At 53.3% G+C, this 14,561-nt stretch carries 11 protein-coding genes; 2 read left to right on the top strand and 9 right to left on the bottom strand.

Annotated features, from left to right (window positions below; genetic code table 11):
- Nucleotides 1-132 precede the first annotated feature (132 nt).
- On the top strand, nt 133-315 hold the full coding sequence (locus tag AACY82_RS13820) for a hypothetical protein (RefSeq protein WP_339617428.1): 183 nt from the start codon (nt 133-135) through the stop codon (nt 313-315).
- Here AACY82_RS13820 and AACY82_RS13815 read toward each other — a convergent pair.
- The 3 genes from AACY82_RS13815 to AACY82_RS13805 all read right to left on the bottom strand — a co-directional run bounded on the left by AACY82_RS13815 (nt 312) and on the right by AACY82_RS13805 (nt 4,634).
- A complete protein-coding gene (locus tag AACY82_RS13815; protein WP_339617427.1) occupies nt 312-1,232 on the bottom strand; it encodes a pirin family protein in 921 nt (306 codons plus the stop codon). The genes AACY82_RS13820 and AACY82_RS13815 overlap by 4 nt on opposite strands.
- Before the next feature lie 87 nt (nt 1,233-1,319).
- Complete coding sequence (locus tag AACY82_RS13810; RefSeq protein WP_339617426.1) at nt 1,320-3,725, bottom strand: acyl-CoA dehydrogenase; 2,406 nt, start codon at nt 3,723-3,725, stop codon at nt 1,320-1,322.
- A gap of 108 nt (nt 3,726-3,833) precedes the next feature.
- Nucleotides 3,834-4,634 (bottom strand): PhzF family phenazine biosynthesis protein, encoded by an 801-nt coding sequence (locus tag AACY82_RS13805; RefSeq protein ID WP_339617425.1) that lies wholly within the window; start codon nt 4,632-4,634, stop codon nt 3,834-3,836.
- A gap of 143 nt (nt 4,635-4,777) precedes the next feature.
- Here AACY82_RS13805 and AACY82_RS13800 point away from each other — a divergent pair, with 143 nt between their 5' ends.
- Nucleotides 4,778-5,785 (top strand): glycoside hydrolase family 5 protein, encoded by a 1,008-nt coding sequence (locus tag AACY82_RS13800; protein ID WP_339617423.1) that lies wholly within the window; start codon nt 4,778-4,780, stop codon nt 5,783-5,785.
- An 80-nt stretch (nt 5,786-5,865) separates the two neighbouring features.
- On the opposite strand, the gene AACY82_RS13795 is transcribed toward AACY82_RS13800, so the two are convergent.
- The 6 genes from AACY82_RS13795 to AACY82_RS13770 all read right to left on the bottom strand — a co-directional run bounded on the left by AACY82_RS13795 (nt 5,866) and on the right by AACY82_RS13770 (nt 14,481).
- Nucleotides 5,866-8,367, bottom strand: coding sequence for a glycoside hydrolase family 9 protein (locus AACY82_RS13795; protein WP_339617422.1), 2,502 nt, complete (start codon nt 8,365-8,367; stop codon nt 5,866-5,868).
- Nucleotides 8,368-8,475: 108 nt separating this feature from the next.
- Entirely contained in the window at nt 8,476-8,904 is a 429-nt protein-coding gene (locus AACY82_RS13790; RefSeq protein WP_339617421.1) for a group 1 truncated hemoglobin, read from the bottom strand.
- Nucleotides 8,904-9,776 carry a DUF3034 family protein gene (locus AACY82_RS13785; protein ID WP_339617420.1) on the bottom strand — a complete coding sequence of 291 codons (873 nt, stop codon included), beginning with the start codon at nt 9,774-9,776 and terminating at the stop codon, nt 8,904-8,906. Before AACY82_RS13785 ends, AACY82_RS13790 begins: the two co-directional genes overlap by 1 nt.
- Complete coding sequence (locus tag AACY82_RS13780) at nt 9,754-12,111, bottom strand: EAL domain-containing protein (protein WP_339617419.1); 2,358 nt, start codon at nt 12,109-12,111, stop codon at nt 9,754-9,756. Before AACY82_RS13780 ends, AACY82_RS13785 begins: the two co-directional genes overlap by 23 nt.
- Nucleotides 12,112-12,123: 12 nt before the next feature.
- Nucleotides 12,124-12,759 (bottom strand): hypothetical protein, encoded by a 636-nt coding sequence (locus AACY82_RS13775; protein WP_339617418.1) that lies wholly within the window; start codon nt 12,757-12,759, stop codon nt 12,124-12,126.
- Between the two features lie 3 nt (nt 12,760-12,762).
- Entirely contained in the window at nt 12,763-14,481 is a 1,719-nt protein-coding gene (locus tag AACY82_RS13770; protein WP_339617417.1) for a GGDEF domain-containing protein, read from the bottom strand.
- Nucleotides 14,482-14,561 lie beyond the last annotated feature (80 nt).

Here is a 14,561-nt window from a genome sequence, read left to right as displayed (position 1 = left end):
TAACGCTCACTAGCGTAATCATCGCTTTTTATTGTTCTCAACAATTATTCGTTTTAGCATGGCACTCTGTAGCACGATGCTTAGACTCATGTTAAGGATTATTTTAACGTCACTCCATTAAGCGTATTCGATATGGCTCGGTTATTATTGGTTGTTTCTCTCATCATTGTTAGCGCGTGTTCTCACAACAAAACGGACAATTACTATTGGTGCAGTTATGAGACCACCGAAGAGGCCTACCAAACGTGTATGGACGTCGCCAACGGCGTCGATGATGATACCGCCAATGCTGCGGGTAAGCGCGTCAACCACTAAGACTCCGGCAGCGGAATAAAATCATGATCTCCCGGTACATGGCCAAATTTGCCATCGCGCCAATCGGATTTAGCTTGCTCAATCAGCTCTCGGTCACTGGCGACAAAATTCCACCACAGATGTCGCGGGCCATCCAGCGGCTCCCCGCCCAACACCACAAAGCTCGCTCCGGTTGCACTGTGTACAATGATCTCTGCGCTGGGTTTTAACACCACCATCCTGCGCTCCGTAAAGGTAGCGCCATCCACCTCAATAGTACCCGCCATAAGATAAATGGCGCGCTCGGTGTAATCAGCGGCAATTTTTACCCGCCCGCCGGGCGCGATACTGATATCGGCATAGAACAACGGCGAATGTGTCTCTAAACGCGCATGCACGCCAAAACACTCGCCGGCTACCACTCTAATGCGGGCACCATCGGCTTCAAGCTCGGGCAAACTAGACACACTGTAATGCATAAACTGCGCAGCACACTGCTCCAACGCTTTAGGTAGCGCCACCCAAACTTGTAAGCCCATCAAGGTTTGACCTTGTTCGCGAACCCGCTCACCGCTGCGCTCGGAGTGAACTATCCCGCGACCGGCGGTCATCCAATTTACGGCGCCGGGGGTAATCTGTTGTTTATAGCCCAAACTATCACGGTGGAGAATACTGCCTTCGTACAGGTAAGTCAGGGTCGATAAACCAATATGGGGATGCGGTCGAATGTCGAGGCCATTGCCAGGGGCAAAAGTGGTGGGTCCCATATGATCAAAAAATACAAAAGGCCCTACCGCACGCCGCTCGGGCGCAGGCAAAACACGGCGTACCGAGAAATCGCCGATATCGCGCATATTAGGGATAATCACAGTCTCCACCGGAACCTCAGTGTCGCGCTGTTGGCGACACTCCGGATCGGCATCGGCTAGCCTGCTCATGGCGGCTCCTGCTTATTTATTATTGTCAGCGGCGGGCGCGGGCGCCCGCAAAAAGTTAATGTTTAGTGCGTAAAATAATTACGATTATTAAAGCTTGTCAAAATTATCGGTCAACAAACAATCGTAGCGCCGAGCGTCGTATTCCATCAACGGCGTCACGTCGGACTCATTAATAACGCCTCGCGCCACAGCGTCGTGCAAACGCGCCTCTAAAGTATCACCGGTTAGCTCACCTTTTGCTTGAGCGCGAGAGAAGTTGTGCCAGCTATCGCCCAATGCCAATAGCATATGATAGGTCGTCTCTACCCGACCAACCGAATCCGTCGGATCATCGCTTACATAAACGTAACCGGCCAACTGCTGACGAACCGTGCTGTTTTCCATAATCAGCCCGCCTAAGCGGCGCACGGCGTCATCGGACGGCGCCTTGTACTTTCGACCAAAGGGAAAACTAGCGGCCAGACACGCCCAGGCAGCAGGACGTAACGGGAAATTACGGTAAAACGCCAACAGCGCTTCTTGCGCTTTATACAAAGTTTGCTCCAGGGCAAAAGTGGCGTGTACATCTTCGTCCTCGGTGCGCGGATGGGCGCCATGAAACTTCAAGATACTACAGGCGATAAACAACTGGCTGTGGACATCCCCCAACCGCGCCGAGAGCAGCTCACGGCGTTTTAAATCGCCACCCAGCACGCCCAATGCTACGTCTGCGGCAACCGCAAAGGCCGCACTCATATGGTTGATATGCTGGTACCAGCGACGAGAGAAATCATCGGCATTCACCGGCGTTGGGCTAAAGCGCGAGCCGGTAAAACTAAACAACTTAAGGCGTGTCACATTACTCAGTACATGCCCTATATGCTTCATAAACAGCTCGTCAAACACCTCTAGCGCAGCGTCTTCATCATCTGCCTGAAGGGTCTGCACCTCATCAAACAGGTAGGGGTGACAGCGCATAGCGCCCTGACCAAAAATCATCAGCGAGCGAGTCAGGATATTCGCGCCTTCTACGGTAATAGCCACCGGCAACGCGCGATAGGCAAAAGCGGTAAAGTTACGCGGCCCTAGTTGAATGGCACGACCACTGACGACATCCATGGCGTGATTCACCGATGTACGCATCAATTCGGTGGCGTGGTATTTTGCCATCGCCGTCATAACCGAAGGCGCTCCCGAATCCAGCCCCCGCGTCACCAGCTGACGCATCGCCTCCAGGATGTAGCCATTCGCAGCAACCTCGGCGGTGGCTTCTTGGACGCCTTCAAACTTGCCCACCTCCATATTAAATTGCCGACGAATACGCGCGTAGGCACCTACGGTCAGGTAACTCATCTCGCCACTGGCAGTCGACAGTGCAGGCAGAGATACACCGCGCCCTGCGCCTAAACACTCAATCAGCATGCGCCAGCCTTTACCGGCCTGGGCCGGGCCACCGATAATCCAATCCACCGGGATAAAAACATCTTCACCCTTAATCGGCCCATTCATAAACGGCGAGCCAGGGTTGTGGCGCTGGCCTATCTCAATGCCGGGGTGATCGGCGGGCAACAGTGCACAGGTAATACCGTAATCGGATTTACTGGCATCGCCCAGCAGGTGCTCGGGGTCTTTTAGTTTAAACGCCAAACCCACCACGGTGGCAATTGGCGCCAGAGTGATCCAACGTTTAGAGAAATTTAAGCGCAGGCCGATGACTTCTTGACCCTCAAACTCGCCCTTGCAAACAACGCCAATATCGGGAATCGAACCAGCATCAGAGCCGGCCTCGGGGCCGGTCAAACCAAAGCACGGAATCTCGGTGCCATCGGCCAGCCCAGGCAGCCAACGCTGCTTCTGCTCATCGGTGCCGTACTTCATTAACAGCTCGCCAGGGCCTAACGAATTAGGCACCATTGCGGTAACCGCCGCCGTCACCGAGCGGCTGGCAATTTTGCTCATAATCCGACTCTGGGCGTAGGGGCTAAAGTCACGCCCGCCAAACTCTTCGGGAATGATCAGGCCAAAAAAGCCCTGTTTTTTCAAATAATCCCACGCCTCGGGCGACAGATCCTGATCTTCAAAAATCTGCCACTCGTCAATTCGTGTGCACAGTTCATTGACTTCGTTATCTAAAAAGCTTTGTTCTTTTTCACTCAGCTGCGGCAGCTCGATATCGACAAACTTTTTCCAGTCGGGCTTGCCGCTAAACAGGTCTTTCTCCCACCATGTGGTACCGGCTTCCATCGCCTCGCGCTCGGTAACACTCATAGGGGGCATGGCTTTTTGCAGCAGCTTATACACGGGCTTGATCAAAACCGGACGACGCAGCGCAGGTACGTTTAAAAACACTGCCAGAGCCAAAGTGGGCAAAAGCACTAACCACATCCACGCCGACACAAACGTCAGCGCAAACGACCCCGCCACCAACACCACCGAACTAATCAGTAGCGGCACCTGGTAGTAGAACACCACGGCGAGCAATGCAATAAAGATAACGAGCGACAACAAAAACATAGAGGTTTCTCCGATTGGTCAAAGTGCCCGCTGACAACAACGGCACCTTATAACCATAGACGATTTCACAAGTATTATCTTGTTTTGAGCTTACTCAGCAGGGATTGTTCAGCCATCTGGCAACTGAATTTCACCCTGCAAGTAAGGCTCTACCAGACCGGCGATAAGCACCCGATTATCTGCCAGTGTACACTCAAGCCAGCCTCCGCGAGCAGAAAGCTGCCGTGCCTTGCAGTTGTTACGCTGTAAACGCTCCGCCCAATAGGGCATAAGGGTGGTATAGGCCGAGCCGGTAACCGGATCTTCGTCAATACCGGCATTGGGCGCAAAGAACCGCGCCACAAAGCCATCCGTACCCGCCGCGCTTACCATTACCGCAAAGTCGTGCAGCCGCGACAGAGCGCGAAAATCTGGGTTTACTTCCGCCACAGCCGCCTCATTCGCCAGCACCACCATCAACTGTACGCCGTCGTAACACGTCACGATATCCGCGCAGGCACAACCTAGGGCCGAGGCGATATGGTCAAACTCCACATCCAGCGCTGGCCCGGGCACCCGCGCCGGGAAGTCCAGTTGCCAGCCAGCACCGTCACGAGTAACCGCAAGCGGGCCACTGTGGCTGCTAAACTCAACCCGCTCGCCTGGCAATATGCCTCGCTCATGCAACACGTAGGCGGCAGCCAAGGTCGCATGGCCACACAAGTCCACCTCGCGCGCAGGGGTAAACCAGCGAATCGACCAAGGCGACGCCCCCGTCACCACATAGACGGTTTCGGCAAGATTGTTTTGCGCCGCAATCGCCTGCATTTGGCTGTCGGGCAACGGAGTCTCGGTCACAATCACCGCTGCGGGGTTACCCGTAAAAGGGCCTTTAGCAAAAGCGTTGACCACATCCATGGTAAGACGCACCTGTCACCTCCTAAATGTTATACCGCCGACATGCAGCGCCCGCGTGTAAAGATTTGTTTTTATGTGCTGCTCACGTTATAGACAGCAGCCGCTGGCATTAGTATAAATGGGATTGCCAATTCTTACATAATAAGGTAATTACAATGCTCGCTAAATCCCTGTCATTTATATTATGTGCCGCAACTCTTAGCCTCAGCTTGCCCAGCCTAGCCGATACTGCCGTCGAGCACTACGGCCAACTCGCGGTAAAGGGCAATCGTATTGTCGATCAAAAATCGCAGCCGGTATCCTTAGCAGGGCCCAGTTTATTCTGGAGCAACACCGGATGGGGCGCCGACAAATATTACAATGCCGATGTGGTCAACTATATTCAAGAGCAGTGGAACGCGCCCATTATTCGTGCCGCCATTGGCGCCGGATTAAATGGCGGTATGCTCAGCCATGCCGACGAGAATATCGCTAAAGCCGAGGCCGTAGTCGATGCCGCTATCAATCAAGGCATGTACGTTATTCTCGACTGGCACGCCCACCACGCCGAAGATCATCCCCAAAATGCCATTGCCTTTTTCGAACATTTTGCCCGTAAATATGGCGAACAGCCCAACATTATTTACGAAATTTACAATGAGCCGCTGGCCGATACCGACTGGCACACGGTTATTAAACCCTACGCCCAAAAACTAATTGGCGCGATCCGCGCGATCGACCCAGACAACTTAATTATTGTCGGCACGCAAACTTGGTCGCAGGATGTCGACAAAGCCGCCGACGACCCAATTACCGGTTATAGCAACATCGCCTACACATTGCACTTTTACGCAGGCACGCACAAGGCTGAGCTGCGCAAAAAAGCCCAGTATGCTCTGGATAAAGGCATCGCACTTATGGTCACTGAATGGGGCACGGTTAACGCCAACGGCGATGGCGCGGTCGATCGCGCCAGCACCGAGCAGTGGGTGGCGTTTATGAAACGCAACCAATTAAGCCATGCCAACTGGGCGTTAAACGATAAAAAAGAAGGGGCGTCTATGCTAAAACCCCGCGCCGCAGCCGATGGTTTTTGGAGCGATGACGATTTAACAGAGTCTGGCTCTTTTGTGAAAAGTATCGTGAAAGGCTGGAGCGAGGTCGACTTTTCGGGAGACGAATAAGCCCGGAGCAATCACTACCGCCGCCACAACAACAAAAGCCAGTACTCAGCAAGAGCACCGGCTTTTTTGTTGCGATGCCGTTAATCGCTATTCGCACTCGGCTCGGCGCCGGCTCGACGCTCTAGCGCCTCTACCGCCAGCGCTAAAAACATATAGTTAGTCGCGCCGCCGCCCATCACATACTCCGTTTGCTGCCAAAAAAATGGCCACTCTTTTAACTCTGGCAAATCGGGGCGAATAAGCGCTGTGCCGGATATTACGCCACCTGGAATATACGACCAATCGGCACGGTTTACCCCGTAGGCCACTAAGGCGGACTTAGAACCCACACCAGAGGCGAACGAGTTGGTATTGCTACCTGGGTGTACCCCCAGCACAAAGTTTAAAGCGTTGACATAAATATCACTGCTGGCAATATCCGGCCAGGACTTATGCACAAAATACTGCTTTACCCCAAAGTCCTGAATACCCCAACCTGCACCCCAGATATGCGGTTTATAAGGAACCCCATAAGGTGTTTCGACAGCCTGTGCCCGTACGTGCTTTTGCTGCTCCACTACCGCTTGATGAACAGCCGCGACAAACTCTTGGTTATCAATAACCGTCATTACCCGGCCTATCGCCCACGCGGTATTATCGATGTCCGCCACAATAGCCGACTTCATATTCGTTAGCGCATCAATGTAACTTTGCTTGCCCGTTGTTAAAATAAGTTCAGCCAACACAAAAGCGCGGGCGGCAGTATCATCACTTTTGCCAAAGGCTTGAGTAAAAATCCCTTCGGCAGCTCCGAGTGCTTGCTGTGATAGTTCGGGGCTATAGTCTGCCATTACCCGCGAAGCCGCAGCCAAACCGGCGGCCACACGTAACTCCCGCGTGGGGTTTTGCTCGGTAAATACCCAGCGATCATCCGGCGTACCCGAGCGCCCTTCTTTAATCTCACCGGGCTCCAGGCTTGGGTGATACACCAGGTTATCAGTCTGAGCCGCCGCGTCCCCCAACATTACATATTGCCGTTTGGTAGGCACAATAATGCCTCGATATAATCGCCCTAATGCTTGATAACCACCGAGCACCGTTAGCAAGCCGTGTTCGATCTGCTGCAAGGCATCATTCTTACCATCGGGCTGATGAATTTCGACTAACTGCTTTTGCTGATCAATACTGGTAGCGTCGTAGTCCAGGCCAAACTCTTCTACCATCATCGCCAACAGCCACGTGGTGCCAATTTGCGATTCGACCCGCAAATCGTAGTCGCCCGCATCGTGCCAGCCGCCTTTATTTAAACCCGCCACTGGCTGGCCAGGTTTAAATTTTGTCAGTGTCGACGCGCCAGAGATATAACCATCGATGTGGTTGTAATCTACCGGTGCCATCAACGCGTCGTCGTGGTGACACTTATCGTGCCAAACGCGATACTTTTCATTGACCCGCATATGGCACATCTGCACCGGTAAAAAATATTCCAATGTGGGCTGCCATGCGTGCCGCGAATAAACATCCAACCCTATTTTAAAAGGTTGCGATTTTTGCCCGCGATACGCGATTTGATACATGCCGGGTTCGCGCACCTCAGAAAAATCATACTGCAAATAGTGGTAACGTAAAAAGCTCCCCCAGGGCTGAGGAGAACTCTCTTGTACTAACTCGGCGCCGTTAGAACCTAGCTTTAAGAGCTGCACTTTGCTCGCTTTAGTATCGTTACTGTCTTGCTCAATTACCGCAGTTTTGGGCAGGTTCACGCCATAACCAAGCTGTGACACTTGAATCACAGGCTTGTACTGCCAGTCATCAATCACATTAGGGGTTACTACCCACTCAATGGCATTGCGGCTGGCTCCGGCCGGAATCAGCGAGCGCACAATAAACCAACCGTTGTTGTGATTCGTGCGGCCATCCCACAACTCTAACCGGCCACCTTTTAGCTGCTCGATAACCATTCGCTGAGCATCGTCCTCGGGCGCCACCGTCAAGGTTTTTCCCGTCGCCAAAGGTTCAGCTAACCACTCGCCCTTATGTTTGATCATGGGGCCATTGGGCTGATTGGTAAAAATTCCGGCGCTATTGTCCATCACGTAGGACTTACCAAACAGATCGCCGGGGAACAGCTCAAAATTAAACCCCACATTGCCAATCCAGGCGTCGGGCAACGGCTGTGAGAGATCGACTGTGACCTTAAAGCTCGCGCCCTCAAGCGGCTCGACATGCACCTGATAACTAAAATTTAAATCGGGGTATTCAATCGGGTTAAAGCCTTTGCGGTTTTTACTTTCATCCGGGTAGGCTAAGGTTTGTGAGATACGTTGGTTTTTTTCATCGACGTAAGCCTCACCCACACCGGTGGGCACCGGCGACCACTGCCCCGGCGACGTCTCTAGCCGCACATCACCATTGGCGGCGGTGCGCACGCCGTGCTGAATCACAGTTACACCGCTCTGGTGACCATCCGGGTAGATATCGGCAAATACGGTAACGTCCAAGCCGGGCATGGAAAAATAACCGCGCTCATTTAACTCTAGGCTGCCCTCAGCCTGTACTGTTCCCGCCGTCAACAATAGGGCCGACAATAGCAGCGTTCTCATGGCTCTCCTCGTTTATAGTTAGTATGCACCTTGCGCGACTATTCTATAGTTCAACGTTATGCCCCCTACGGCTGCGCGCGTTAAGTTATTCTAATAAACGTAATGTTTTTACTGATACACCACATCTTTGTAGCTTGGGGCCAGGCGACGCAAAAGTGCATTCTGTGTCCGGGTTGGTACACCTTCGTGCTCCATCGCCTGAATTAAGTTGCCAACAATGGCGTTAAACTCGGTATCGGTGTAATCGTGCCCGGCGTGAACTTGTTGCATATTATCGCCTTGATACTCACAGCCACCGCCGCTCACACTGCAAATATACTGCGCAAAACCCGCGCGAAACTTTTCGATGTCGACACCGTTAAAACGTTCAAATACGCGAGGATCTTGTGAGATATTAACCAACAATTGATAGACAATGGCATCCACCCCGCTCTCGCCACCAAGCCGGTCGTAGAGCGAAATGTTTTGCGACGACAAGGTGCAGCCGATCACACTGAACGACAAAACCGCCGCCACGCAAATATTTCGTAGCTTCATTAAAAACTCCCCTGCAACGACACGTACCAGCCATCCTGATCGGGCAGTGTTGCAACCTCACCTAAGTCAACCCACGCCGCCACTGCCGAGATATGCTTATTGGGAAACCAGGCGATAAATGCCGTTTGCCAGTCATCCTCGCGGGCAAACGATAAATTGTCAGGCTTTTCACGGTACTCGACACCCGCCAGCCAGTGAGTGTTGTAAAACACCCCGGCCGAAAGCTCAGCCTGCCATTCGCGCGAGCGATTAAGGTCGCCGCCAAAACCCACTAAACCACCTTGGTTGGCCCGGGTATAACGCGCGCTACCATTTAGTAGCAAGTTGTAACCAAAAAAACCACCTAACAAGACCTTAGTGGCCGTTATATTATAATCGGTGTCACTATCGGCTATTGCTCCGGCGGCGGCGGGAATAAAAAAGTCGTGATTTTTTTTGTATTGCACACTGGCACTGACTTGCGGCATAGCGGTGTACAGAATATCGCCTGCAAGTCTAACTTTAAGCCCCACAACACTCTGGCGAATACTGGTGTCTGAGACACCCAGCGCCGCTGATAAGGTATCGTGCTGCAACGTTTGGTCGGCTACAGATAGCTCGACGCGATTGCGCCAGCTCCAACTCGCGCCCAATACCGATAACTCATAATCCGGTGTCTGGGCCATGCTAGCAAAGGCGGCCCCGCCACTTTCTTCGCGCGCCCCGTAGCCAGACAATAAAGCCATGGGAACAATACCGCCGCCGGCGGTGCCTTCTATTGTGCTAACGCCTCCCGTGGCAATAATTCTGCTGCGCTCTGTCGCCAACGCAGGCAACGCCAACGCAAGCGCTAACACCGCCGCACTATAGTTAGCTATCGTGTATTTGCTCATCCTCGACCTCACCATCCTGCTGCAACAAAAAGCGCTTAAGCCACTGCTCGAACTCTGCACCAGGCAAGGCTTTACTGTAATAGTACCCTTGCAACGTGTCACAGCCATTGGCCAAAAGCCAATCTCGACTTAACGCTGTCTCAACACCTTCCGCCGTCACCTTTAAACCCAAGCTATGACTTAGCTCAATGGTAGATTTAACAATTTGTTTATCGTCCGCATTATTATCCAAATCCAACACAAACGATTTATCGATTTTAAGTTCATCGACCGGCAGCTTCTTTAGCTGCGATAATGACGAATACCCCGTGCCGTAATCGTCAATCGATAACAACGCGCCCAATTGATGTAGCCGTTCTAGGTTGCCAAGGCTCTTATCCGCCTCGCGCATAATGGCGCTCTCGGTCACCTCAAAGCACAAACAGGCACTGCCAACGCGATACTTCTGTAACAAAGCGGTTACATACTCACACAAGTCGTCCTCTAATAAGTCAAGAGCCGATAAGTTAATAGAAATTACCAGGTGCTGGCTTTCAGAGTGTAAGCGCGCCAGCAGTATAATCGTCTGCTCAATCACCCAGCGGGTCAGCAGAGAAATCTGTCCGGCACTTTCAATAACATTTATAAACTCTTCTGGGTTAACAAACCCCAACTGCGGATGATGCCAGCGAACCAACGCCTCCCCCCCGACCGGGAATGATGCAGCGGGAGTAATTTTTGGCTGAAAGTACAAGGCTATCTCACCGCACTCTAACGCTGGTCTAAAGTCGCTGAGCAACTGCAGGCGACGCAGGTGATCTTCATCCCACCCCGAGTGATAACCCGATACGCCAACATAACTTTGGCGCGCATGATTTAAAGCCAGGTTGGCACGGCGCAGCAACAGCTCTGAGCGTGTACCATCTAACGGATAGACAGCGTAGCCGACATTGAGCTCGGCGCGAATATCGCTGGCATCAATACGCAGTGGTTGGCTAGAGCCGTTGCGCAGCTCCCATATTTTTTTAATACCCTCATCCACCGAAGTGTCCGTGATCAGCAGTAAAAATTCATCGCTGCCAAGGCGCAGGACTCGGCCATCGGCACCGGTAAACAAACGCAGCCGGCTCGCTAACTCTTGCAATACTTGATCGCCGGTTTCGGCGCCCAAGGTATCGTTGATCTGCGTGAATTTATAGATATCCACCACAGCCACCAATGCGACGCCGCCACGTTGGTCGGCATCGGCAACCGCCTGCTGGAGCAGCGGAAACACCTGCGAGCGGTTGGCCAAACCCGTTAAGCTGTCGTGCTCTGCCTGAAATACGATTTTTCGCTCGCGCTCAGAAATCGCACTCTGCATGCTGGTAAATGCCCGTGTTAACTCCGCAAACTCGTCTTTGCCTTGCGCCGCAATCGGCGAGTCATAATTACCTTGGGCAATCGTCCGGGCAATACCCGCCAGGCGCTTCACCGGCTCGGTAACGTTGCGCGCCAAGATTAAAGCAATAACCCCCGCCACCACTAAAAACGAGATAGCCAGTGTCAGCAGCTGCGTATCGAGCACCGCAAAGGGTTTTAAGGCTCGGGCTAGCGGTACTTGCAACACGGCAATAACCGTCTGCGGCTGATCGGCAATCAGGACCCGGTTGTACAGCACATCGTCGGTGCGCCACACATTGCGGGTTTGCGCTTGAGTTAATTCCGGCAACTCTTGCAATTTAGTCCGCGCCGCCTGATCTAAAGTACCGCTTAAATAGTGGGCGCTGGCCTCGTCTTGCAATAAAAAAGATACATCTAAATCGGTGAGGCTTTTTAAATGATCGCTTAAGGCTTGATCGATCTCAAAACCGATACCCGCCGTACCGATCCGCACGGGAGCATTAATGGGGGAGAACACCACCTGATAAAGCGTCCCATCGATCACCAAAGGCGCATAACGCGTGCCGCCACCGGCCAGAGAGGCCTTTAACTCGGCAAACATCTCGTAGCGCTCGGCGCTTAGCTCGCCACTACTGGCAGCAAGCTTGCCGTCTAAGTCGATCACCAGCGCCAGATCGGCATCCACCCGTGCCGCGTGATTAGTCAGCGCCGAGCGAATGGTGGCGCGCTCGCGGCTTGCCACCGCCTGCTTAAAGCCAAAATCGTCCGTCAGTACATTAACCGATTGCGCTAATTGTCGGGCGCGGGTAGTCATTAACTGAGAAAATAAGCTGCCACCGCGATCGAGTTCACGATAAACATCGTCGATAACCGCATCGCGAATCACCGTGCGCGTGGCGATATAGGAGGAGGCCTGCAGCAAAACGACCATGCCTAGCAGTATCAGTACGAGTTTAATGCGATAACGCATCATAAAGTCGGCCGCTTATCGATCAAACAACTGTTCCAGCTCGGTTTTTGGTTCACTGTTGCGCGGATCGGGTGACAGCGGCGTTAAGGTTACGCTCACCTTTGCGTCATCGCCATTAAGCGTTACCGTTTGCACGGTCGGCTCCGCACTGCGCGGGTGCTGAATTTCAAGCTGATACTCCCCCGCCGGAGCGGGAATACGCGCATTCCCCCCAGCATCACTCAAGGCATAGTATGGGGTGTCTAATACATACACGTAGCCCACCATCGAGTCGTGAATATTGCATCCCAACACAACCTTACCGGCGGTATCAAACTTGACCGGCTCTGCGGTTGAACCATGGTAGAGCTTGAGCTCAAAACGCTTTGCCGGCGAAAAAGAATAGACATGATGGCGAATATCATCACTGTTGGGAAAGCGCACCCAAGTACCGGCCTGAACTGGCACCACGTAGGGAACAAACTCACGGCCCACTTGGTCCATAATCGCGTAGGTTGCGGCGGGAGCGAGCTGGGGTTCCGAGCCGCGCAGTGCCACCACCGCATTTTCTACGCCCTGCCCCTGAACATCGAGTACGCTAACATCGAGTGCATTGGCGCTGGCACAATATAACAGCAGCGCTGCGAACCCTGTGGTACGTTTGCTCATCATTGCTTATTCTTCTCCATTGGCGACCATACACCTATTTCGGCCTGCGGCTTTAGCATCGTAAAGTGCTTTGTCCGCACGCTCAAACACCGATTCAGCGCTCTCGCCAGCGCTAAACGCGGCGATACCGATAGACACCGTAAGGTCGACGGGCGTCTCTTTATAATTAAACGCGGTTTTGGCAATAGCGGCACGAATTCGGTCAAGCACCACAAAGGCCTGTTGCGCCGAGGTTTCCGGCATCACGATGACGAACTCTTCGCCGCCGTAGCGACCAAAAAAATCGACCTCGCGCAGCCGCTTAGCCATCGCACCGCTCAACACTTTTAACACACGATCGCCCGCTTGGTGGCCAAGCGTATCGTTAATTTTTTTAAAGTAGTCCAAATCGCACACCGCCAGCGTCAACGGATGACCATAGCGCTGAAAGCGCTGCTGCTCTAGCGCCATACGCTCGATATAGGCCTCGCGGTTGGGCATTCCAGTCAAAGGGTCCGTCAGCGCCTTGGTGCGCTGCTCTTCTAGCACTTCACGGCTGCGAGAAGCCTCTTGCTCCATATCCCGAATCCGCTCGGCCAGCTGACTTAGCTGCTCCGTGACTGGGTGATCGCGCGCCCCCGAGTTTTGATAATCATGCAACGCCGCGCGAATGTTACCCAGCCGGCTCTGAACCTGATGCTTAAGTTCATCGAGGTTTTCCGCACGCAGGCTCCGGTTTTCCAGCTCTGCAAATTCACTCAGCATCTGTTGCTGCATTTGCTCGCTGGCCTGCTGCAAATCGCTAGAGTGGTGCGCCGCTCCCTCGATAACCTGATAAATATCGGCCAATTGCTGGTTCACTTCAGTCAAATAGCCGGCAAAGGCTCGGGTAGCGGCCATATAGGCGGCCAACACCAAGTCTCTCACTTCACCCAGCGCGGGCAACAGGTCGGCGTTACTCAGCCCCAACCGCAAACGTTTTTGCAGCGCACTCACCCGCTCTGGCGCAATCGCTTGCGCCTCGACGCTTAGCAGCAGCTCATTAATGATACCGCGCAAATTCTCACTGACGGTTTCGCTATCGCGCAGGGTGGCATTGGGGTTAAGTTCAAACAGGGCGCGATCTGCCTTGCCCGCTGCGGACCCAGTCGCAGGTGCCGAGGGCGTCGCCAGAGAGTCCTCGGGAGGGGAGTCCTGAGGCGAGCTGGCGTTACCTGAGCCCAACAGTCGCGCCATCAGGCCGTTGTTTTTCGCCGCCTGTGGCGGCTTTTCGGCAAGCACTTGCCCCTGGAGCTGCTCAAGTTGGCGCAACAGCCCTGGGTAAATATCGAGCCTGTCGCGTTGGCGAGTCGCATCCTGGGTAAGAGTACGCAGCTGTTTTTTTAGTGCCCGCTCTGGCGCCAATGACAGCAATTGCGCCGCCATACCTTGCAGGGCGGCACTTTGCTCGGCGGCGCTCTTGTCGCGAAACCGCTCAAACTCTAACAATGCCTGCTCTAGCCGCTGCAGGTGCTGACCAATGCTGTGCTTATCATCGCCGCGCAGACTCTGGCGCAATCGCTCCAGCGCTGCGTCCAGCTTTGGGTGTTGCCCCTCAGCGGCCAAACTGACTCGCGCCAACGCTTTCGCTAGCAACTGAAGATCGCCCTGGTATGCTTTTTCCTGTTGCTCTTGAGCCTCTAAAACATCGAGATATTTATCTCGCCATTTATTGGCCCCTTCACCTGTGATCTCCGGTTCGCGCATCGTTCTTATTCACCTATTACGGTTGATTGCTTCATTATAGCCGGCACATATTTCGACACCAGCTTGAAGCGGCCCAAACC

The sequence above is a fragment of the uncultured Gilvimarinus sp. genome, assembly GCF_963972205.1.
GTDB classification, from domain to species: Bacteria; Pseudomonadota; Gammaproteobacteria; order Pseudomonadales; family Cellvibrionaceae; genus Gilvimarinus; species Gilvimarinus japonicus.
The sequence above is the reverse complement of the archived record's forward strand: the minus strand, read 5'-3'. Positions and strand labels throughout refer to the sequence as shown.